At 72.6% G+C, this 21645-nt stretch carries 17 protein-coding genes; 5 read left to right on the forward strand and 12 right to left on the reverse strand.

Translation table 11 applies throughout. The annotated features are described in order from the left end of the window. Nucleotides 1-78: 78 nt before the first annotated feature. The 6 genes from QOM21_RS21320 to QOM21_RS21345 form a co-directional block, all read right to left on the reverse strand. Nucleotides 79-942 carry a class I SAM-dependent DNA methyltransferase gene (locus QOM21_RS21320; RefSeq protein ID WP_407552304.1) on the reverse strand — a complete coding sequence of 288 codons (864 nt, stop codon included), beginning with the start codon at nucleotides 940-942 and terminating at the stop codon, nucleotides 79-81. Continuing rightward, nucleotides 939-2279: an MFS transporter gene (locus QOM21_RS21325; RefSeq protein ID WP_407552305.1), complete on the reverse strand. Its 1341-nt coding sequence runs from the start codon at nucleotides 2277-2279 to the stop codon at nucleotides 939-941. The genes QOM21_RS21320 and QOM21_RS21325 overlap by 4 nt, the downstream gene beginning before the upstream one ends. Then, a complete protein-coding gene (locus QOM21_RS21330) occupies nucleotides 2263-3360 on the reverse strand; it encodes a dipeptide epimerase (RefSeq protein ID WP_407552307.1) in 1098 nt (365 codons plus the stop codon). The genes QOM21_RS21325 and QOM21_RS21330 overlap by 17 nt, the downstream gene beginning before the upstream one ends. Continuing rightward, a complete protein-coding gene (locus QOM21_RS21335) occupies nucleotides 3357-4631 on the reverse strand; it encodes a PLP-dependent cysteine synthase family protein (protein ID WP_407552309.1) in 1275 nt (424 codons plus the stop codon). The genes QOM21_RS21330 and QOM21_RS21335 overlap by 4 nt, the downstream gene beginning before the upstream one ends. After that, nucleotides 4628-5449 carry a Rossmann-like domain-containing protein gene (locus tag QOM21_RS21340; RefSeq protein ID WP_407555743.1) on the reverse strand — a complete coding sequence of 274 codons (822 nt, stop codon included), beginning with the start codon at nucleotides 5447-5449 and terminating at the stop codon, nucleotides 4628-4630. Before QOM21_RS21340 ends, QOM21_RS21335 begins: the two co-directional genes overlap by 4 nt. A gap of 116 nt (nucleotides 5450-5565) precedes the next feature. Beyond that, on the reverse strand, nucleotides 5566-7080 hold the full coding sequence (locus QOM21_RS21345) for an ATP-grasp domain-containing protein (protein ID WP_407552311.1): 1515 nt from the start codon (nucleotides 7078-7080) through the stop codon (nucleotides 5566-5568). A 234-nt stretch (nucleotides 7081-7314) separates the two neighbouring features. Between QOM21_RS21345 and QOM21_RS21350 the strand changes: the two genes are divergently transcribed. Both QOM21_RS21350 and QOM21_RS21355 read left to right on the forward strand, forming a co-directional pair. Continuing rightward, nucleotides 7315-8787, forward strand: a complete 1473-nt coding sequence (locus QOM21_RS21350; protein ID WP_407552313.1) for an alpha/beta fold hydrolase — start codon at nucleotides 7315-7317, stop codon at nucleotides 8785-8787. A 465-nt stretch (nucleotides 8788-9252) separates the two neighbouring features. Then, nucleotides 9253-9561: a hypothetical protein gene (locus QOM21_RS21355; RefSeq protein WP_407552315.1), complete on the forward strand. Its 309-nt coding sequence runs from the start codon at nucleotides 9253-9255 to the stop codon at nucleotides 9559-9561. Nucleotides 9562-9601: 40 nt separating this feature from the next. Here the strand turns inward: QOM21_RS21355 and mscL are convergent, their stop codons facing one another. The 5 genes from mscL to QOM21_RS21380 form a co-directional block, all read right to left on the reverse strand. Further along, nucleotides 9602-10099 carry a large conductance mechanosensitive channel protein MscL gene (gene mscL / locus QOM21_RS21360; RefSeq protein ID WP_407552317.1) on the reverse strand — a complete coding sequence of 166 codons (498 nt, stop codon included), beginning with the start codon at nucleotides 10097-10099 and terminating at the stop codon, nucleotides 9602-9604. Between the two features lie 786 nt (nucleotides 10100-10885). Beyond that, nucleotides 10886-11719 (reverse strand): S-methyl-5'-thioadenosine phosphorylase, encoded by an 834-nt coding sequence (locus tag QOM21_RS21365; RefSeq protein WP_407552318.1) that lies wholly within the window; start codon nucleotides 11717-11719, stop codon nucleotides 10886-10888. A 111-nt stretch (nucleotides 11720-11830) separates the two neighbouring features. After that, nucleotides 11831-12196: an FmdB family zinc ribbon protein gene (locus tag QOM21_RS21370; RefSeq protein ID WP_407552320.1), complete on the reverse strand. Its 366-nt coding sequence runs from the start codon at nucleotides 12194-12196 to the stop codon at nucleotides 11831-11833. 69 nt (nucleotides 12197-12265) lie between these two features. Then, entirely contained in the window at nucleotides 12266-13657 is a 1392-nt protein-coding gene (locus QOM21_RS21375; RefSeq protein ID WP_407552322.1) for an MFS transporter, read from the reverse strand. A gap of 339 nt (nucleotides 13658-13996) precedes the next feature. Continuing rightward, on the reverse strand, nucleotides 13997-15616 hold the full coding sequence (locus QOM21_RS21380) for a potassium/proton antiporter (protein ID WP_407555744.1): 1620 nt from the start codon (nucleotides 15614-15616) through the stop codon (nucleotides 13997-13999). A 184-nt stretch (nucleotides 15617-15800) separates the two neighbouring features. Between QOM21_RS21380 and QOM21_RS21385 the strand changes: the two genes are divergently transcribed. After that, a complete protein-coding gene (locus QOM21_RS21385; RefSeq protein ID WP_407552324.1) occupies nucleotides 15801-18518 on the forward strand; it encodes a penicillin acylase family protein in 2718 nt (905 codons plus the stop codon). A 104-nt stretch (nucleotides 18519-18622) separates the two neighbouring features. Here the strand turns inward: QOM21_RS21385 and QOM21_RS21390 are convergent, their stop codons facing one another. After that, complete coding sequence (locus QOM21_RS21390) at nucleotides 18623-19267, reverse strand: 5-formyltetrahydrofolate cyclo-ligase (protein WP_407552326.1); 645 nt, start codon at nucleotides 19265-19267, stop codon at nucleotides 18623-18625. A 111-nt stretch (nucleotides 19268-19378) separates the two neighbouring features. On the opposite strand from QOM21_RS21390, the gene galU reads away from it, so the two are divergent. Continuing rightward, nucleotides 19379-20281, forward strand: coding sequence for a UTP--glucose-1-phosphate uridylyltransferase GalU (galU, locus tag QOM21_RS21395; protein WP_407552328.1), 903 nt, complete (start codon nucleotides 19379-19381; stop codon nucleotides 20279-20281). 4 nt (nucleotides 20282-20285) lie between these two features. Then, entirely contained in the window at nucleotides 20286-21602 is a 1317-nt protein-coding gene (gene glp / locus QOM21_RS21400; protein ID WP_407552329.1) for a gephyrin-like molybdotransferase Glp, read from the forward strand. Nucleotides 21603-21645: the final 43 nt, after the last annotated feature.

The raw sequence follows: 21645 nt of genomic DNA on the forward strand, positions 1-21645 counted from the left end.
CGGGGGTGCGGGCGCTCGGTGAGCGGGGACAGCGCGTCGTCGGAGCGCGGTCGTCCCGCGGACGTCGGTCGGAGGCCGTCAGGGCGCGGTCGTCAGGCGCGCGACGACGTGCAGGCGGTCGGCGTCGGTCCGGTCTCCGGGTACGTCGTTCTCCTGCCAGCGAGGCTCGGTGCGCGGCCCGGGACCGTCGTGGAGCGACAGCACCGTGAAGCCGTGCGCGGTCAGAAAGCGCCGCAACTCCAGCGGGAGCAGCAGCCGCCACGCGGAGTGCTGCTCCACCGGCTGCGCCCCGTCGTCGGTGGACCAGACGCGGCTGCGGCGCAGCAGCTGCGCGGTGCGGTCGACGCGCAGCGTGGTCCGTGCCCGGTAGGCCGTGCCGCGCCAGGTGAACGTGTGCTCCGTCGGCGCGTCCAGCAGGTCCGTACGGCCCAGGAAGTACGCGCCGTTGCGCAGTTCGGCGACCAGCAGGCCGCCCGGCTCCAGAGCCCGGCGGCAGGAGTCCAGCAGGCCGTCGAGTTCGTCGTTGGTGTGGCAGTACAGCAGCGCGCTGTCCAGACAGACGACGGCGTCGAATGCGCGCGCACCGAGGTCGAAGCGGCGCAGGTCGGCGCGGGTGTAGGCGGGCCCGGGATGGTGGCTGCGGGCGTGCGTGAGCATCGCCTCGGAGAGGTCGGCGCCGACCACCTGCCGGCCCGCCGCCTGGAGCCGCGCCGCGTCCCGGCCGGTCCCGCACCCGAGGTCGAGCACCCGGCTCCCGGCTCCGTGGCGGCGCAGCGTGGCCTCCGCCCAGCGGGCGGCCAGCCCTTCCGGATCGGGGAACCGGACCTCGTACAGCTCGGGATGGTCGGTGAGCAGGTTCCGGCCGGGGTCGCCGCCGGGGAACGCGCCGGAGTGAACACCAACAGAGCTGTCGTTAAGGGGAGTTGTCCCGTCATGTGTCATGTGCTGCACGTTCCTTTTTCGCGAGACGGTGTCGGTGCGGGTGACGGCTGCGGTGAGGCCGACGTACGGACCCCGGGCGCCCCCGCCCCCGGCGCGGATCCGGGCCGGGGCTCCGGCAGCGCCTGCCGCCGCCGCAGCCGGTCGACAGCGGCTGCCGACGCCAGGCCGAAGAGCAGGCAGCAGGCCCACGGCAGCCAATGCGCCGCACGCTCCGCGCCGGCGTCCATCGCCCAGCCGACCAGGGCGTTGCCGCCCGCCGCCGCCACCCCCGACACGACGTAGAAGACACCGAAGAAGGTCCCGGTCAGCGACGATCGGCCGAAGCCCGGTATCAGCTCCATGACGAACGGCTGGGCGATCATCACGCCGAGCGAGAGCAGCAACGCACCCGCCAGCACCGGCAGCAGACCGAGCACCGCCTGCGCGGTGCCGTCCGGGCGGCCCGCGCCCGCCACCGCCATCGGGGGCACGAACGCCAGCGCCATCAGCACCAGCCCGAGGGTGATCCACCGCCCCCTGCTGCCGCGCTGCCGCAACGCCCGCGTCAGGCGCATCTGCAGCGTCAGACCGGCGAGCGTCACGGTCAGGAAGACCAGGGCGGACGCTCCCGCCCAGCCGGTGGCCTGCCGCGCCCCCTGGGGCAGCAGCAGATACAGCTGGTTCTCCAGGGTGAACATGCCGACCATGCCCAGCGCGAACGCCACGAACGCGCGGTTGCCCACCACCTCGCGCCAGTCCCCGAGCACCCCCGACGTCGCCGGCGGCACCTCGCGGGTCGGCAGCACCAGCGCCTGCGCGACGGTCAGCAGTGCGAAGATCGCGGCAGCGGTGAGCGCCGAGGCCCGGAAGTCGACGAGCAGCAGCGCGCTGCCCAGCAGCGGGCCGATCAGCGCACCCGTCGTCGCGAAGACATTGAACAGCGCGAACGCCTCCGCCGTGCGGTCACCCGCCTCCTGGGCGAGGTAGGCGCGGACCGCCGGGTTGAACAGCGCCCCGGCGAGCCCGCTGAGCACCGACGCGGCGAGCAGGACCGCAAGGCCGTCGCCGAGCGCGAACAGGGCGAAGCCCACGGCCCGCAGCCCGCACCCGGCGATGATCACGCCGCGCGCGCCCAGCCGGTCGGCGGCCGACCCGCCCACGAGGAACAGCCCCTGCTGGCTCAGATTGCGCACGCCCAGCACGATCCCGACGACCGCGGCCGACATCCCCAGGTCCTCGCCCAGGTGGGTGGCGAGGTAGGGGATCAGCAGGTAGAAGCCGGTGTTCACACCCAGCTGGTTGACCAGCAACAGGCGTATCGCGAGCGGGAACTCCCGTATCTCATGCCAGGTCCGCACGATGCCGCCCTCCTCCCGGACCGGCCACCGCGGCGCGCCCCGGTGCGCGGGGTCTGATGCCGAGGCCGACCCCTTCACCGGCACCCACGGTGCCGTCACCGCCGCCGATGCCCGTCCACGGGTCGCGGGCGAGCAGCAGATGGCCGTCCAGGTCGACCCAGCGGGCCCGGTCGGCGAGATGGACCGCGGGCGCGATGCCGAGTGTGCTCGCGGTCAGGCAGCCCAGCATCAGGTCCGTACCGCTGCCGGCCAGCAACTCCGCGATGCGCAGCGCCGCGTGGACCCCGCCGCACTTGGCGAGCTTGACGTTGACGCCGTGGACGCGGCCGACCAGCCGCCGTGCGTCCTCGTAGCAGACGGCGTCCTCGTCGGCGATGAGCGGCAGCGGTGAGCGGGCCGCGAGCCGGGCCAGCGCCTCCGGATCGCCGGGCGCGATCGGCTGCTCGACGGCCTCGACGCCGAGCGCGGCGTAGCGCGGCAGCAGCTCCGTCGCCTGCGGGACGCTCCAGGCGCCGTTGGGGTCGAGCAACAGGCGGGCGCGCGGGGCGTGTTCACGGATGGTGCGGACGCGGGCCAGGTCCTCCTCGGGGTCGGCGGAGCCCGCCTTGACCTTGAGGAGGGTGAAGCCGCTCGCGGCGAGGCAGGCGGCCAGCGCCGCTGCCCGTTCGGTGGTGGTGATCCCGATGGTGCGGGCGGTCGCGGCGGCCGGCGGGGTCAGCGACCCCAGGAGCTGGTGGACGGGTGCTCCGGCGCGCTTGCCGACGAGATCGAGCAGCGCGGACTCCACCGCGGCGCTCACCGCGGGCGGCGTACCGGGGCCCGGCAGTTCACCGCCGCGTACGGCGCCCAGCGCGGTCTCCGGGTCGCCGCAACGCCCGATGCCGGCGGCCGCGTCGCGCAGCAGCCGCACCAGGGTCTGGGCGTCGAGCCCGTAGTAGGCGCTGGCCACGACCTCGCCGTGGCCGCGCAGCCCGCCCCGCTCGACGGTGAGCCAGACGGCGTCGCGGGAGGCCATGGTGCCGCGCGAGATGCGCAGCGGCTCGGCGAGTTCGAGGCGCGTGACGCGCACGGTGGTCTTCATGCGGGGGCCTCCTGCGGGGGATGCGGCCGGCCCGGGGCGGCCGGGGAGGGCACGGGTGCGGGGGGCGTAGCCGAGGTGGCGGCTCGGGGGGCTTCCGAGGTGGCGGCTCGGGGTGCGTCCGCGGCCGGGGGCTTGTCACCGTCCTCGGCTCGGCGGGCCTCGCACGGGTCGACCACCGTCGTGCACCGCGTCCAGCCGGTGGCCTCCGCGGAGGCCGGATGGGCGATCTCGACGGGTCGGCAGCGGGCCGTCGTACAGTCCACGCCGTGTGCCGTGGTGAAGTCCTCGTCGTAGACGGTGGACAGGTAGCGGTGCGGCCCGTCGGGGAAGACGGTGGCGACGACCGCTCCCGGCTGCATCCGCGCGGCCCAGGCGGCCACGAGCGCGGCGGCGCCGGTACTCCAGCCGCCGCTGACGAAGCACGAACGGGCCAGCCGCCGGCAGGCGTCCGCGGATTCCGCGGGACCGACCCAGTGCACCTCGTCGAACGCCTCGTAGGCCACGTTGCGCGGATGGATGCTGCTGCCAAGCCCTCGCATCAGCCGGGGCCTGGCGGGCTGGCCGAAGATCGTGGAGCCGGTGGCGTCCACGCCGATCAGCCGCAGCGACGGCCAGCGGCGACGCAACGGAGCGACCAGCCCCGCACTGTGCCCGCCGGTCCCCACGCTGCACACCAGCACGTCCAGATGCGGCAGCTCGGCCACCAGCTCAGCGGCCAGGGAGCCGTAACCGGCGGTGTTGTCAGGGTTGTTGTACTGATCGGGCCAGTACGCGCCGGGCAGCTCGGCGAGCAGTGCACGCAGCCGGGCCAGCCGGGCCGCCTGCCAGCCACCGGGCTCGACGGGCCGGTCGACGAGTTCCAGGCGCGCACCGTACGCCCGCAGCAGCCGGCGCATCGACGGCTCCAGCTCGGTGTCACCGACCAGCACCACGGGATGGCCCAGGGCCTGCCCGGCGAAGGCCAGACCGATACCCAGGGTGCCGGACGTGGACTCCACCACCGGCGCGCCGGGCCGCAGCTCACCGCGCTCGCGGGCGCCCCGCAGCATGGACACCGCGGCGCGCGCTTTCATCCCGCCGACGCCGTGCCCTTCGAGCTTCGCCCAGAACCCCGGCTGCGGGGACGGCAGATCGCCACTGATCCTGGCCAGCGGCGTACGGCCGAGCAGCCCCAGCAGCCCGGGGTCACCGGGCCCGGCAGCGCCGCAGGGGTGCGGCACCCCCGGACACAGGACGGACTCCAAGGTGGCGTCGGGTGCGGACGTGGTCATGGCATTCCCCCATAGCGATGGATGACTCCGGGGCCGCCGTCGAGCCAGAAGAACGGATAGGGCTCGGCGCACACGGCGTGCACGCCCGCACCCACGAACCGGGGCAGCACGGCGCTGCCGGTCTGCGCGAACAGGACCATCGGCAGCCCGTGCGCGGCGGCCCTGGCCCGCAGCGGCTCGAACGTCCCGTTGCCGAGCGTCATCCCGGAGGCCAGCACCGCGTCACAGCGGCCGACCGCGTCGAGCGCGTCGGTCACCACCGGCTCGCCCCACTCCGTCGTGCCGCCCTTGAGATCACACGCCAGATACCGCAGCCCCCGAGAACGCAACGCCTCCAGAAGCGAGTTGACGACGCCGACGACCAGCACCCGGCCCCCGGGCGGCAGCGCCCCGGAAGCCAGCAGCTCCACCACGGCCCGCGCCCTGGCCCGGGACTTTCCCAGCGAGGACCCGGCGGGCAGGGCGACGGGCCGGGCGCCGTTCTGCGGTGTGTGCGGCGCGAGGTGCATCAGATACGCGTCCAGGGCGGCGGTCCGCACCACCTGGAGCGGATGCGCCAGCAGCGACGCCACATCGGCGCCGACCGCGTCCTCCACGGCGGTGGCGGGCAAGGCACCCGGCTCCGCCGCGCAGGAACCGACGGCGGCCCCGAGCCGCAGACTGAGGACCTCGTTGCGGTATCCGCCGCCACGCCCCTCGTGGCGTACGGCTTGACTGGTGGCGAAGGCGGTGGAGATTCGCAAGCCCTTCGGGTCGGGCCCCAACCGGCCTGCCGAAACGGCCTCTTGCAGAGCTGCGAGGCTGTCCCAGCCGGTCAGAACGCCGTGGGGTGCACCCGGCGGCGAGGGAGTGTCCGCGGATGCGCCCCACTCCGTGGACGGACAGCTGCCCTCATGCGTCTCCAGGGCCGCTCCCGGCCCGTCCGCGCGCACGCTCATCGGGCCGCCACCCGCGGCCGCACCGTGGCCAGCAACTCGGCGACACGGTCGCGCGCCCCGCCGCCTTCGGCATCGGCGGCCATGATGTGGCCCAAGTAGCCGTTGTTGTCCCCGGACGCCCGCACCCGCACGCCGGGCTCGGCGAGCCGCACCTCCAGCACCCCGGGCAGGGACTCCAGTCCCGCGACCCCGGAACGCACTTCAGAGGCGGCGTCCTCGGCAGGTGTCGGGGTCGCACCACCGGTCGTGCCTCCGCGCCCGCTCCCGTGAGCCTCGTCAGACGCGTCCCCCTGCCCGCCCTCACGCACCTCGCCGGGCACGGCGGCACGTTCGCCGTCAGGCACGGCACCCGGCACGGCGGCCCATTCGCCGTCAGCCACATCACCCGGCACGGCGGCAGGCACGTGCGCACGCGCCTCAGTCAGGCCGTCCGGGCGTTCCTGCCCCACTTCGTAGCCCTCCAGGACGCCGTCCTGTCGGGGGAGCAGGAAGCCGATCGCCGCGCTGCGCACGCCCGTCGAGCGGGTGGCCAGGTCCGGTTCGCGCCCCAGGGCGAGGTCCACACATGCGCCGGCGAGGTCGATACCGGTGACATGCCGGACGAGCTCGGTGATCCGATTGCCCGCCGGACGCGGGTTGACCTCGACGACCCGGGGGCCGGCCGAGGTCAGCTTGATCTCCGTATGGGCGACGACCTGGTCCAGGCCCAGCCCCGAGACGGCCGCGACCGCCGTCTCCACGGCGGCCGCCGTCTCCTCCGAGCCCAGCCCGGCGGGGAACATGTGGCCCGTCTCGATGAACGCGGGCGCGCCGCCCACACTCTTGTCGGTCACGCCGACCGCCCGCGTCACACCCCCGAACGACACCGTCTCGACGCTGACTTCGGGTCCGTCGAGCAGCTCCTCCAGCAGCACGGCGGGGGAGCGCAGCTGGCCACGGGCGTTGACCGGGAAGGCGTCCAGCGCGCGGTGCGCCTCGGCCAGCTGCGCCTCGTCGTCGACGCGGCGTACGAACATCCCGGCGCACAGGTCCACCGGCTTGAACACCAGCGGATAGCCGACCTCCTGCGCCGCGACCGCCGCCGCCGCGAAGCCGTCGCAGACCGCGAAGCGGGGGCCGGGCAGACCGGCCGCCTCCAGTGCGCGGCGGGTGCGGTCCTTGCGGCAGGCGGTGGTCACCGAACGCGCGCTCGGGCCCGGCAGGCCGAGGTGCTCGGCGATCCCGGCCACCGCGGGCAGGTAGTAGTCGCACGAGCTCAGCACCCCGTCGAAGCGCAACGCGGCGTGCAGATCGGCGACATGAGGCAGGAGTGCGGGCACGTCGTTGGTGTCCGCGGTGAGGACGTGCCGGGCGCCGAGCAGCGGGTGCTCGACCCCCTCGGGCGCGGAGCGCAGGTAGTGCTGGAGGTCACGGGTCAGAAAGGTGAAGGTGTGCCCGGCCTCGGTGATCGCACGTGGCAGCAGCCGGCTCATCGCCCCGACCCAGCTCTCGACCATCAACAGATGCCCCATGACTCTCCGTCCGCGCTGAGGGATCCGGGCAGGCGGGGCGAGCCCCGGGCCGTGGATCCGGTTGACCGAGCCCACACGATATCGATAATCATTTTCATTGTCATGTCTGATCCCGCCTCTTCCCCGATGGAGCGCCGCATGCCCTCCCCACTCCTCCCGTCGCGACTTCTCCCACGCCTCCGGCCCCCGCTGCGCCCGATATCCCGACGCCGCCGCGCGGCACCCACAACCGCCGTGCTCTCCCTGGCCGTTACCGTCACCCTCACCGCGGTCTCGCCCCTCCCCGAGAGCCCACGCGACGCCCCTGCCCCTGCCCCCGCCCCACCCCCGCCCCTCACCTTCGGGCCGTGCCCCAGCTCGGTACCGGACCCCGCCCCGCCCGCCCGGGTCACCTGCGGTCGGCTCGCCGTACCGCTCGACCACAGCGACCCGCACGGCCCGCAGATACGCATCGCCGTCTCACGGGTCCGCGCCACCGGCACCCCTGCAGAACGCCGCGGCGTCCTCCTGGTCAACCCGGGCGGGCCCGGCGGCTCCGGCCTCCCCTACGCCGTCACCAAGCGCGCCAAACTCCCGCCGTCCGTACAGCGCGCCTACGACGTCATCGGCTTCGACCCCCGCGGCACCGGCCTCAGCGCCCCCGCCGACTGCGGCCCCATGGGCGGCCTCTTCGACGCCCCCGGCGCCGACCCCGTCCCCCGCGACGGCCACGAGGAGAAGGCCCACCTCGACAGGCTCCGGCGCCTGGCCGACGACTGCGCCCACACCGTCGGCGCCGCGCTGCCGCACCTGTCCACCGAGCAGACCGCCCACGACATGGACGCGCTACGCGCCGCCCTCGGTGAACCCACCATCGGCTTCCTCGGCGTCAGCTACGGCAGCTACCTCGGCGCCGCTTACGCCGCTGCCCACCCCCACCGCGTCGGCCGGATGGTCCTCGACAGCGTCGTCGGCCCCTGGTCCTGGCACGACTTCGACGTCCGCCAGGCCCGCGCCATGCTCCGCCAACGCGCCACCCTCTTCCGCCTGCTGGCACGCGACCGCTACGGCCTCGGCGACACCCCCCGCGCCGTCCGCCTCTCCTACACCCGCGTACGCGCCGGCCTCGCGCGTCACCCCGTCGACGGCTTCGGCACCGCCGACTTCGACCGCACCGTCTACCGCGCTCTCGGCCGCACCGAGCGCTGGGCCGCCCTCGGCGACGGCCTGCACCGCTACCTGCGGGACGGCACGGTCACCGGGCTACGCCCCGACGAGGACTTCGCCGGGCCCGCGTCCCGTACCTACGAAGCCGCCAACCGCGTCGTGAAGTGCGCGGACGGACCCGGTCCTGCCCCCGCGGAAGTGCTCGCCGACATCCGCCGCCTGCGTCGCCTCGACCCCCTTCCGATCCTCACCGGACTCGAAGCCTCCGCCTGTGCCTACTGGGGCCGGGGGCCGGCGCCCCGCACCCCGCTCGGCAGCCCCCACGCGCCTCCGGCCCTCCTCGTCGCCTCGGCACACGACCCGGTCACCCCCATCGAAGGCGCCCACGCCCTGCGCCGCACCCTCCCCGGCTCGCGGGTGATCACCCTGGACGACGACTACTCGCACGGCGTCTTCGCCAGCCGCGGCAACGCCTGCGTCGACGACACGGTCGCCAACTACCTCCTCAACGGCACCCAGCCGCCGACCGACGTCCACTGCACGGGCCCCGGCCTGCCCTAGCCTCCCGCCGCGGGACGCCCCGGCGGGCCCCTGCCCGTCTCCCCGCCTCGCCGTCTCCCCGCCTCGCCGGGAACCGGCGGTTGAGGCGCGGGCCTGCCCTTCAGGGGGCGCCGACGCCTCCTCACCGCAACTACCGCCCGCCCGATCCGGCCCTCCCCCATGAAGAGGGCCGAGAGAGAGGAGTCCGCCCGCTCAGCTGCGGCCGCACACACCGCGAACACAGCGGCCGCCGCAGGCGCGGAGGCGACAGCAGCCGCACGCGTACCGGGGGAGGGGCCTGGCGCGCTGCCTCGGGTGCCGCCGTCGGCGGGCATGGCGGGCACCCCGAGGCGCAGGTGAGGGCTTGCCGGTCGGTGTATCGGCGGGGGTATGGGCGGGGCCGGGGCGCGAGTGGTTCGGGCGGTGCCGGGCCGTCGAGGTCGCGGGCGGGCCCGTGCGCGGTCCGCGCGCCCGTACCCTGAAGAGGTGAGCACCACCCCCGAACCCGAATCGGCCGAGTCCTCCCCGGCCCCCGAGGCGCAGCAGCACGCCGCCGAGCAGGACGCCTCGGAGCAGCCCGCCGCGGAGAGCGCCGAGGCTGCGACGCCTCCCGCGTCCGCATCGGCCCCCGCGCGCCCGGCCTCCCGGCCCGCGGCGCTGATCTTCGACGACCCGCTGAGCCGGCAGTCCTCGGACGACACCGACCGCGGCTGGGGCGAGCGGCCCTCCGCCGGCTCCGACAGCGCCGCCGACCTGGCCCGTTTCCTCGACGAAAAACCGCCCCACCACCTCTGAGCGAGGCGACGGGGCGGCGTGTGCCGGTCCGCTGTGCCCGCTAGTACTGCCGCTTCTGCGCGATGACGGTGGCCGAGGTGGAGGAGTGCGGAGCGGAGGAACCCTCGCGCTGCGCGACCAGCGCGTCGCGGATCTCGGTGAGCAGCTCGATCTCGGTCGGGTCCGCCGGGGCGATCGCCTTCTTGGCGTCCTGGCGGGCCTTCCACTTGGTCATCGGAAGGATCATGAGGAAGTAGACGACCGCCGCGGTGATCAGGAAGGTCAGCGCGGCGCTGAGCACCGAGCCCCACAGGATGTAGATCCCGTCGGTGTACTCGCTGGTCTTCTTGTCGATGTGGCAGGTGGTGAGGCACGTCTTGTAGTTGTCGAGGTTCTGCGAACCGAGCGCGCCGATGATCGGGTTGATGACGCCCTTGACCACGGTATTGACGATGTTCGTGAATGCCGCACCGACAACGACCGCGACAGCGAGTTCGATGACGTTGCCGCGCAGCAGGAATTCCTTGAATCCCTGCAGGACGCCCTGATTCTCGCTCACCTTGCAGCCTCTTTCCTTGCTCACTACGGACGGTGCACCAACGCTCAGCACCGCAACTTACGGCAGGGCAGGGCGGAGATGTCCAATCCCGCCACCCGAACCGGCGATCGGCCGGCGCTTCGGTGCGGGCCCGGCGGATGTCGGGTAACGGACGGACCGGGACGGCGATCCCGGTGCTGCGGGCGTGCCCCCAGGGGCATGCGGCAGGCGCCCGGCCACCCGGAGCAGTTTTCCGTGCGAACCGGACAGATGCCACTCGATCTTGCCGCACGACTACCGCCCTCCGCCGGCCGCGGGAACCGGACACAGCGGTCCGGACGACATGCCTGCGGCACCCTGCGCGAGCCCGCAGGCCAGTGCTGCGGCCGCCATCGCCAGGCCGGCGGCCATCACCCGCAGGCGGGTCGTCGGCCGCCAGGGGCGCCGGCCGCCGCCTGCCCGAACCGGAGAGAAGTGCGGCACTTCACACGACGGGGGAGCGGGGAGCGGGGAGGGGCAGAGAGGTGGGTCGGTGGTGGAGGAGCGGAGCATGGTGATCACCGCCTGCGGTGAGGGATTCGGACTCGGCGATCACCACCGTGCCGGAATTCGCCACGGCCCGCGCAGGGCTGTGTACAACCACGTTCCTGTGGACAACCCGGCCACCCGAAAGGGGCGGCCGGGCCCCCGGAGGGCGGCAGAGGCCCAGGAGCCCTGGGCCTCCCGGAAGCCCGATGCCGCAAGCGAAAGCCCGACGCCGTAGGCCGAGGCCCCAATGCCGAAAGACGTAAGCCGGAGCCCCGCCCCTCAGGGCAGTTCGATGCCCAGGTCCCAGCCGTCGTGGGCGCCCACGCACAGGCAGTCGCGCTCGGCGTTGTCCGGCAGGGCGGCCACCGCGTCGAAGAGCACCTCGCGCAGGCGGCCGACGTTCTGGCCGAACACCTCCAGCACTTCCCCGTGGGAGACGCCGTCGCCCGCCTCGGCGCCCGCGTCCAGGTCGGTGACCAGGGTCAAGGACGTGTAGCAAAGGCCGAGTTCACGGGCCAGGACGGCCTCGGGGTGGCCCGTCATGCCGACCACGGACCAGCCCTGCGCGGCGTGCCAGCGGGACTCCGCGCGGGTCGAGAAGCGGGGGCCCTCGATGACGACGAGGGTGCCGCCGTCGACCGGCTCCCAGTCGCGGCCCCGTGCGGCGGCCACCGCGGCCTGGCGCCCGGCGGTGCAGTACGGGTCGGCGAAGGTCAGGTGGACGACGTTGGGGACGCTGCCGTCGGGCAGCGGCCGGCCGTCGAAGTAGGTCTGCGTGCGGGCCTTCGTGCGGTCGACGAGCTGGTCCGGTACGAGGAGCGTGCCGGGGCCGTACTCGGGGCGCAGTCCGCCCACCGCGCACGGGCCGAGCACCTGCCGGACGCCGACCGAGCGCAGGGCCCAGAGGTTGGCGCGGTAGTTGATGCGGTGCGGCGGGAGGTGGTGCTCGCGGCCGTGCCGCGGCAGGAACGCGACCTGGCGGCCCGCCACCTCGCCCAGGAACAGCGAGTCGCTGGGGCTCCCGTAGGGAGTGTCCACCGTGATCTCGGTCACGTCGTCGAGGAAGGAGTAGAACCCCGAGCCGCCGATGACACCAATTTCCGCGTCAGCCATGCCGGTCACACTATCGGGGAGCGGCGGCCGCCTGACAGCGGATGCCTGCGCCGGGGGCCGAAACGCGACGCACCCCGCCGTCGGTGACGGCGGGGTGCGGGAGGAAGCGTGTCAGGCGGCCGAGCTGCTGCTCGTGGAGCCCGCCTTGCTGCCGGACGACGACGAGGACGAAGCACTCGACGACGATGGCGACGATGGCGACGGCGAAGACGACGACGTCGACTTGCTGTCGGAGCTGCTGGACGAGGAGCTCGACGCATCCGAGGAGGCGGTCTTCGCGGGGCTGCTGCTGGACGACGAGCCGCGGCTGTCGTTGCGGTAGAACCCGGATCCCTTGAAGACGATGCCGACCGCGGAGAACACCTTCTTGAGGCGTCCGTTGCAGCTCGGGCAGTCGGTGAGCGCGTCGTCGGTGAACTTCTGCACCGCCTCGAGGCCCTCGCCGCACTCCTTGCACTGGTACTGGTAGGTCGGCACTGTGACTTCCTCCTGGCACTCTCAGTCGTTGAGTGCTAACAACGTTCCATAGTGCAGTATTCCTGCCCGTCAGTCCACTGCGACCGGCGTACGGTGACCGACTCCACGGCCGCCGTCGTGCTCCCGCGGCCCCTGTGACCAGGCGTCGCCGGCCGATTCGCAGGCGTCGAGAGGGCCGGCTTCCGTGTCGTACGAGGACCGTACGCCGGTGGTCGCGGAGCCCGCTGCGGCAGAGCCGACGATCAAGGTCGACGAGCGCGGCAGCAGGTGGGCGCGGAGCGCCAGCAGCACCGTCAGGGCCAGCGTCGTACCGGCCAGCGGCACCAGGAATCCGGCGCTCGGGCCGAAGCCGTCGGCGAGCCGGCCGGACGCCGTGGCGGCACCGGCCTGGCCCAGTGCGACCGCGCCGGTCAGCCAGGTGAACGCCTCGGTGCGGGCGGTGGCGGGCACCAGCGACTCGACGAGCGTGTAGCCGGTGATCAGGGCCGGGGCGATGCACAGGCCGACGAGCAGGCCGACGGCGCCGAGCAGCGGAACCGCGGTGACCGCCCACAGGGGGGTGGTGGCCAGGGCCAGCAGTCCGTAGGAGACCAGCAGGCGGCGCCGGGGGCCGACCTTCCACGCGATCGCGCCACAGGCGATGCCGGCCAGCATGTTGCCGCCCGCGAAGACCCCGTAGAGCACGCCGTTGATGCCGGGCTGCCCGATGTCCTGGGTGAAGGCCGTCAGCGAGACCTGCATGCCGCCGAAGACGGAGCCGATGCCGAAGAAGGCCACGATCAGGACGCGTACGCCGGGGATCGAGAGCGCCGAGACGCGCGGCCGGTCGCCGTCCGCGGGCCGGTGCACGGGCGGCTGGCTGCGCCGCTGGGAGGCGAACAGCAGCCCGCCGGCCAGAGTCAGCACGGCCTCGGCGATCAGCCCGGCCGCCGGGTGGATGCCGGTGCACAGCGCGGTGGCCAGCACCGGGCCGACGACGAAGGTGAACTCGTCGGTCACCGACTCGAAGGCGGCGGCCGTCGGCATCAGCGGCGAACCGCCGAGCCGGGAGGCCCAGCGTGCCCGCACCATCGGGCCGACCTGCGGGGTGGAGGCTCCGGTGGGCACGGCCACCGCGAGCAGCGCCCACAGGGGGGCGTGGGCGAGGGCCAGGGTGATCAGCGCGGCGACGCCCGCGACGTGCACCAGCACACCGGGGAGCAGCACCGCCCGCTGGCCGAAGCGGTCGGCGAGCTTGCCGCCCTGGGGGGCGAACAGCGCCATCGCGACACCGGTCGCGGCGGACACGGTGCCGGCGGTGCCGTAGGAGCCGGTGGTGCTCTCCACCAGCAGCACGATGCCGATCGTGAGCATCGCGAAGGGCTGCCGGGCCAGAAAGCCGGGCAGCAGGAACGTCCAAGCACCGGGGGTGCGCAGCAGTTGTCCGTATCCGGGACGGGATTCCTTGACCGCGGATGCCACGGCCGGGCCTTTCTGCTGCCTGGTAGCGCGCAGCCGCGAGGTCGTCACGGGAACGCGCCGAGAGCTGTCCTCTCGCGCAGGACCGAGTGATACCGCGTGGTCCGCACCGTTGAGGTGATGGCTGCGTGTGGCAGGGGACCGCGGCCGCCGAGCGGTCGCGCCAGCTCTGCGTCAGGCAGAGGTGGTTCGTTGATTTGCCTCTTCATACTACAGGCCGAAGCGCGTGAAGCCCTGGGATTAACCAGGGCTTCACGCGGATTCCCTTGGGATCCGTGGAGATCTACAGCACATTCGGACGGTCGGCCGAGGCCGGTGGCCGGCGGCTTCGGCCGGCGACGGTCAGCGCCGGTCGCGGCCCTTGGGGGGCCGGTCCCGCGGCGCCCCGGGACGGCGGGCGACCGTGCCGCCCTGCCGCTTGGGTCCCTGGCCGCGGGCGGACGGGGAGGGACGGGCGCCCCCGGCGCCCCCGGTGCCCAGCCAGCCGGCCAGCTTGCCGCCCTGCGAGACCGCCTGCAGCCGGTTCTCGGCCGCGTCGCGCACCGGGTCCGTGGCCACCACCAGCAGCTCGTCCCCGTGCCGCAGCACCGTCGTGGGCGCCGGTACGAAGCTGGTGCCGTCCCGGACGATCAGGGTGACCGCCGCGCCCGCGGGCATCCGCAGCTCGCCGACCTCGACGCCGTGCATCTTGGAGCCCGGTCCGATGGACGTGGACAGCAGATGGCCGCGCAGCCGCTCCAGCGGCGCCGACTCGATGCCCAGGTCGGCCGTCTCTCCCGCGGCGCCGGACGCCCCGATCCGCAGCCGCTTGGCGAGCCACGGCAGGGTCGGCCCCTGGATGAGGGTGAAGACGACGACGAGGACGAAGACGATGTTGAAGACCCGCTCGCTGTCGGGGACATCGCTCACCATCGGAATGGTGGCCAGCACAATCGGCACCGCACCCCGCAGTCCCGCCCAGGACAGCAGGGCCTTCTCCCGCCAGGGCATCCGGAACGGCAGCAGGCTCGCGAACACCGACGTCGGCCGGGCCACGACCGTCAGGATCAGGCCGATCACGAGCGCGGGTGCGACATCGTCCAGCATCTTGTGCGGGGTGACCAGCAGACCGAGCAGGACGAACATGCCGATCTGGCCGATCCAGCCCAGTCCTTCGGCGAAACCGCGGGTGGCCGGGGCGTGCGGCAGTTTGGCGTTGCCGAGGATCACCGCCGCCAGATAGACGGCGAGGAAGCCGGAGCCGTGCGCGAGGGCGCCGGCCGCGTAGGCGGAGACGGCGATGGCCATGACGGCGATCGGGTAGAGGCCGGACGCGGGCAGCGCCACGTGCCGCATGCCGTACGCGCCGAGCCAGCCGATGGCGATGCCGATGGCGGCGCCGATCGCCAGCTCCAGGGCGATGTGCCAGAGCAGGACGTACCAGTGCTCGAAGGGTCCCGCCGCGGAGAAGGCCACGACGAGGATGACCACGGGGGCGTCGTTGAAGCCGGATTCGGCTTCCAGGATGCCTGTCAGGCGTGCGGGCAGCGGAACGCTGCGCAGCACGGAGAAGACCGCGGCGGCGTCCGTGGAGGACACCACCGCGCCGATCAGGAGCGCCTGACGCCATTCCAGGCCGGCCAGGTAGTGCGCTCCGGCCGCGGTGACCCCCACGCTCACCGCGACACCGAAGGTCGAGAGCAGTGCCGCCCGTGGCAGCGCCGGCTTGATCTCTTTCCACTTCGTGCCCAGGCCGCCCTCGGCGAGAATCACGACCAGGGCGGCATAGCCCAGGAGTTGGGTCAGCTCCGCGTTGTCGAAGACGACGCCGCCGATCCCGTCCTGTCCGATGGCAATGCCGATCCCCAGGTAGATGAGCAGGCTGGGGAGCCCGCTGCGCGAGGAGAGCCGTACCGCGGCAACCGCGACGAGCAGCACGAGCGAGCAGATCAGCAGGAGTTCGTTGAGGTGGTCGACAGTCAGGAGCTGGTCCCTCCTTGCACGGGTTGCGGGCGCGGGCGTTCCTTACCGTATCTAGTTACTGAGACTAACAATTTACCATTACTTGAAAGTTGGACGTGCTGGCGGTGACTCCGCGTAGGGGTCGCCGAACCCGTGCGCCTATGGTTGCCTCCAGCACTCCCACCCTGCCCCTCGAAGGACAGAGATGCCCGCCAACAAGTCCGGCCCAGCCCCCAAAAAGAAGAAGGGGCGGCGCGGCCGCCTCGTACTGATCACGGTCGTGCTTCTGCTCGTGGCGGGCATCGGCTTCGGTGCGTTCTGGGGCGTCAGCACGGTGCGCGCCTCGTTCCCCGAGACCACCGGCTCGCTCAAACTCCCGGGCCTGACCAACCCGGTCGACGTCTCGCGCGACGCCCGCGGCGTCCCGCAGATCTACGCCGACACCGACGAGGACCTCTTCCGCGCCCAGGGATTCGTCCAGGCCCAGGACCGTTTCTGGGAGATGGACGTCCGCCGCCACATGACGTCGGGCCGGCTGTCGGAGATGTTCGGCAAGGACCAGGTCGAGACCGACTCCTTCCTGCGCACCCTCGGATGGCGCGACGTGGCGCAGAAGGAGTACGACACCAAGCTGTCGCCCAGCACCAAGAAGTACCTCCAGGCGTACTCCGACGGCGTCAACGCCTACCTCAAGGACCACGAGGGTTCGGCGCTGTCCCTGGAGTACGCGGCGCTGGACTTCCAGAACGACTACAAGCCCGAGAAGTGGACGCCCGTCGACTCGGTGGCCTGGCTCAAGGCGATGGCCTGGGACCTGCGCGGCAACATGCAGGAAGAGATCGACCGGTCCCTGATGACCAGTCGCTTCAGCGCGGCGCAGATCGATCAGCTCTACCCGAAGTACCCGTACAAGCGGAACAAACCGATCGTCGAGGGCGGCGCGGTCGACCCGGCCACCAAGCAGTTCCGGCCCAAGAGCACGGCCAACACCACCCCGGCCGGCACCGGTGCGGGAGCGGCCGTCGGGCTGCAGTCGCAGCTCTCCTCGCTGTCCAAGTCCCTCGACAAGATCCCGGCGCTGCTCGGCCCCAACGGCAACGGCATCGGCTCCAATTCCTGGGTCGTCTCCGGTGACCACACCACCACCGGCAAACCGCTGCTCGCCAACGACCCGCACCTCGCGCCGCAGATGCCCTCGCTCTGGTATCAAATGGGCCTGCACTGCCGCACCACCGGCCCGCGCTGCAACTTCGACGCCTCCGGCTTCACCTTCGCCGGTATGCCGGGCGTCGTCATCGGCCACAACCAGGACATCTCCTGGGGCATGACCAACCTCGGCGCGGACGTCTCCGACCTGTACCTGGAGAAGATCAACTCCGAGGGCTACCTCTACGACAACCAGCAGCAGCCGTTCACGACCCGCAAGGAGACCATCAAGGTCGCCGGCGGGGCCAGCCGCGAGATCACCGTCCGCTCGACCAACAACGGCCCGATCGTCTCCGACCGCGACGACGAGCTGTCCACCGTCGGCAAGAGCGCTCCGGTCGGCAACGCCGCACCGGACCGCGGCGACGGCTACGCCATATCGCTGCGCTGGACGGCGCTGAACCCCGGCCGTTCCATGGACGCCGTCTTCGAGCTCAACCAGGCCAAGGACTTCACCGGCTTCCGCAAGGCCGCCGCGCACTTCGAGGTGCCGTCGCAGAACCTGATCTACGCCGACACCAAGGGCAACATCGGCTACCAGGCCCCCGGCACCGTCCCGGTCCGCGGCAAGGGCGACGGCACCTACCCGGCACCGGGCTGGGACCCGAAGTACCGCTGGACCGGCTACATCCCGCAAAAGGCCCTGCCCTACGAGTACAACCCCCGGCGCGGCTACATCGTCACCGCCAACCAGGCCGTCGTCGACGAGGACAAATACCCCTACCTCCTCACCAAGGACTGGGGCTACGGCGCCCGCAGCCAGCGGATCAACGACCTCATCGAGTCGAAGATCAAGGACGGCGGCAAGGTCTCCACGGACGACATGCAGACCTTCCAGATGGACAACAGCAGCGAGATCGCCCGGCTGCTGACGCCCTACCTGACGAAGATCGACATCAAGGACCCGTACGTCCGCGAGGCCCAGCAGCTGCTGGAGGGCTGGGACTTCACCCAGGAGCCCGACTCCGCCGCGGCCGCCTACTTCAACGCCGTCTGGCGCAACACCCTCAAGCTCGCCTTCGGCAACAAGATGCCCAAGGAACTGCGGGTCGACGGCCAGTGCCTGAACGTCCGCCCCGCCAACGAGACCGGCCCCGCCGACGACCTCGACAAGCTCGTCCGCGAGTGCGGCGAGCGGGCCGCGGACTCCGCGCAGCCCGACGGCGGCGACCGCTGGTACGAGGTCGTCCGCCCGCTCCTGGACGACCCGGGCAACGCCTGGTGGAAGACCGAGGACCGGGCCGGGCGCCCCGGCGACGCCAACCGCGACCAGCTCCTCGCGCACGCCATGCAGGAGGCCCGCTTCGAGCTGACCAGCAAGCTCGGCAAGAACATCGACAACTGGAGCTGGGGCCGGCTGCACCAGATGTTCCTGAAGAACCAGACCCTGGGCACCGACGGACCCGGCTTCCTGCAGGGCCTGTTCAACCGCGGCCCGTGGAACCTCGGCGGCGGCGAGGCCGCCGTCGACGCCACCGGCTGGAACGCCGCGGGCGGCTACAAGGTCACCTGGGTCCCGTCGATGCGCATGGTCGTCAACCTCGACGACCTCGACAAGTCCCGCTGGATCAACCTCACCGGCGCCTCCGGCCACGCCTACAGCGCCCACTACTACGACCAGACCGACAAGTGGGCCAAGGGCGAGCTGCTGCCCTGGGCGTTCAGCGAGCAGGCCGTCAAGAAGGCCGCCAAGGACACGCTGACGCTGTCACCGTAGGGGCGCGGTGGCACCGCAGCCGTACAGAACGCCGTGGGGCGGGCCGGAACCTTCCGGCCCGCCCCACGGCGTTCGGGGGCGCGCAGAGTCCGCAGCCCCCGGCCTCAGGGGCCCAGGCCCTCCGCCCGCGCGAAGCGGTGCACCGCCGACGGGGTCACCGCGGCGTGCACATGCCGGTCGTGCGGCTCGACCGGCACCGACTCCAGCACCTCCGCGTCGTACAGCAGCACCACCAGCGCCGGATCGGCACCGGCCCGCTCCAGACGCGCCAGCACCCGGTCGTACGAGCCGCCGCCGCGCCCCAGCCGCAGACCCCGGCCGTCCACCGCCAGGCCGGGCAGCAGCACCACATCGGCCCCCGTCACGGCCTCCGGACCCAGCCGCGGCCCGTCCGGCTCCAGCAGCCCGCGGGCGGCCGGCAGCAGATGCGCGGCACCCTCGTACGCCGCCCAGTCGAGGTCGTTGTCCGGGAGCAGCACCGGCAGCAGCACCCGCACCCCGGCCTCGTGCAGCCGGTCCAGCAGTTCATGGGTGGACGGCTCGTAGCCGATCGAGACGTACGCGGCGACGGTCAGGGCGGCAATCGGGAGCGGCGCCCCGGAGGGCTTTTCACCACCGTCCTCGGCGGCCGTCCCCGACACCGCCCGCAATTCGTCCAATTCCAGCGTCCGCCGGGCCAGCGCAATACCCGAATCCGACACGACACCCGGCAGCAAGGCTCTCCTCATCTCCAGGAGATCTCGCCGCAACCTGCGCTTTCTATCGTTGTCCACGCTCACTGTGCGCCCTTGCTCCCACTCTCATGCTGTATTCACCAGACCCTCATCATCCTTCCGATAGGGCCGGTTATGGTGGCGCGCATGACTCCATCGCACACGCGGATCAGCAAGGCTGTCATTCCCGCAGCCGGCCTCGGCACCCGGTTTCTCCCTGCCACGAAGGCCACCCCCAAGGAGATGCTCCCGGTCGTCGACAAGCCCGCCATCCAGTACGTGGTGGAGGAGGCGGCAACCGCCGGGCTCTACGACGTCCTGATGGTGACCGGACGCAACAAGCGCCCCCTTGAGGACCACTTCGACCGCAACTACGAACTCGAAGAGGCGCTGCACCGCAAGGGTGATGAGTCCCGGCTCTCCAAGGTCCAGGAATCCAGCGACCTGGCCACCATGCACTACGTGCGCCAGGGCAACCCCAAGGGCCTCGGCCACGCCGTCCTGTGCGCCGCGCCGCACGTCGGCGACCAGCCCTTCGCGGTGCTCCTCGGCGACGACCTCATCGACCCCCGCGACCCGCTGCTGCAGCGCATGATCGAGGTGCAGGAGCAGCACGGCGGCTCCGTCATCGCCCTGATGGAGGTCGACCCCGCGCAGATCCACCTCTACGGCTGCGCGGCCGCCATCCCCACCGGAGACCCCGACGTGGTCGGGGTCTCCGACCTGGTGGAGAAGCCCGCGGTGTCCGAGGCCCCCAGCAACCTCGCCATCATCGGCCGCTACGTCCTCGACCCGGCCGTCTTCGAGGTGCTGCGCAAGACCCAGCCGGGCCGCGGCGGCGAGATCCAGCTGACCGACGCCCTCCAGGCACTGGCCTCCGACCCGTCCCTGGGCGGCCCGGTGCACGGCGTCGTCTTCAAGGGACGCCGCTATGACACCGGCGACCGTGGCGATTACCTCCGTGCCATTGTCAGACTGGCATGCGAACGTGAGGATCTGGGTCCGGACTTCAGGACCTGGCTGCGCAGTTTCGTCACCGAGGAGATGTAAGACGTTGAACGGCACCACCGGCCAGACCAGCCACCAGGACCGCGTCTGGTCGGTGGCCGAGCATCTCGACGACGTCCTGTCGAAGATCCACCCGCTGGAGCCGATCGAGCTGCAACTCCTGGACGCCCAGGGCTGTGTGCTGGTGGAGGACATCACCGTCCCGGTCGCCCTGCCGCCCTTCGACAACAGCTCCATGGACGGCTATGCCGTCCGTGTCGCGGATGTCGCGGGCGCCACCGAGGAGTTCCCCGCCGCGCTCACCGTCATCGGAGATGTCGCGGCGGGCAACGGCGAACTGCCGCCCGTCGGCCCCGGCGAGGCCGCCCGCATCATGACCGGCGCCCCGGTGCCGCCCGGCGCCGAGGCCGTCGTCCCCGTCGAGTGGACCGACGGCGGTACCGGCGAGGGACCGGCCGCCACGATGCGCGCCCACAGCGCCGCACCCGAGGGCGCCGCGGGCGAGGTCCGCGTCCACCGCCCGGTCACCGAGCGCGCCCACATCCGCGCCCGCGGCAGCGATGTCCGGGCGGGGGAGAGCGCCCTGCGGGCCGGCACGGTCCTGGGGGCCTCGCAGATCGGCCTGCTCGCCGCCATCGGCCGCGGCACGGTCAAGGTCCGCCCCCGCCCCCGGGTCGTCGTCATGTCGACCGGCAGCGAACTCGTCCAGCCCGGGGAAGAGTTGGGGCCGGGCCAGATCCACGACTCCAACAGCTTCCAGCTCACCGCCGCGGCCCGCGACGCCGGAGCCATCCCCTACCGCGTCGGCGCCGTCGCGGACGACGCCGAGACGCTGCGCGCCACCCTGGAGGACCAGCTCATCCGGGCGGACATCCTCGTCACCAGCGGCGGCGTCAGCGTCGGCGCGTACGACGTGGTCAAGGAGACCCTGGCCGGCCTGTCCGCCGAGGAGGGCCGGGTGGAGTTCCGCAAGCTCGCCATGCAGCCCGGCAAGCCGCAGGGCTTCGGCCTCATCGGCCCCGACCGCACCCCGCTGCTTGCCCTGCCCGGCAACCCCGTCAGCTCCTACGTCTCCTTCGAGCTGTTCGTACGCCCCGCCATCCGCGCCCTGATGGGCCTGCGCGACGTGCACCGTCCCACCGCGCGTGCGGAATGCACCGAGGCGATCGCCTCCTCGCCCGAGGGCAAGCGGCAGTTCCTGCGCGGCGCCTACGACCCCGCGGCCGGCCAGGTCACCCCCGTCGGCGGCGCCGGCTCCCACCTGATCAAGGCACTCGCGCACGCCAACGCCCTGATCATCGTCCCCGAGGACGTCACCGGGGTCGCCCAGGGCGACACCGTGGACGTCGTACTGCTCGGGTAGCCCACGGCCGCTGCGGGTACGGTGTCGTCGCACAGGCGGCAGT

Origin of the sequence: Streptomyces sp. Pv4-95, assembly GCF_045782725.1 — a bacterium.
In the GTDB taxonomy this organism is placed as follows: domain Bacteria; phylum Actinomycetota; class Actinomycetes; order Streptomycetales; family Streptomycetaceae; genus Streptomyces.

Excerpts from the sequence above, each read along its gene's own strand:
- QOM21_RS21320 (WP_407552304.1), bottom strand. The coding sequence starts at position 942 with ATGACACATGACGGGACAACTCCCCTTAACGACAGCTCTGTTGGTGTT.
- QOM21_RS21330 (WP_407552307.1), bottom strand. The coding sequence starts at position 3,360 with ATGAAGACCACCGTGCGCGTCACGCGCCTCGAACTCGCCGAGCCGCTG.
- QOM21_RS21335 (WP_407552309.1), bottom strand. The coding sequence starts at position 4,631 with ATGACCACGTCCGCACCCGACGCCACCTTGGAGTCCGTCCTGTGTCCG.
- QOM21_RS21345 (WP_407552311.1), bottom strand. The coding sequence starts at position 7,080 with ATGGGGCATCTGTTGATGGTCGAGAGCTGGGTCGGGGCGATGAGCCGG.
- QOM21_RS21365 (WP_407552318.1), bottom strand. The coding sequence starts at position 11,719 with ATGGCTGACGCGGAAATTGGTGTCATCGGCGGCTCGGGGTTCTACTCC.
- QOM21_RS21385 (WP_407552324.1), top strand. The coding sequence starts at position 15,801 with ATGCCCGCCAACAAGTCCGGCCCAGCCCCCAAAAAGAAGAAGGGGCGG.
- galU (WP_407552328.1), top strand. The coding sequence starts at position 19,379 with ATGACTCCATCGCACACGCGGATCAGCAAGGCTGTCATTCCCGCAGCC.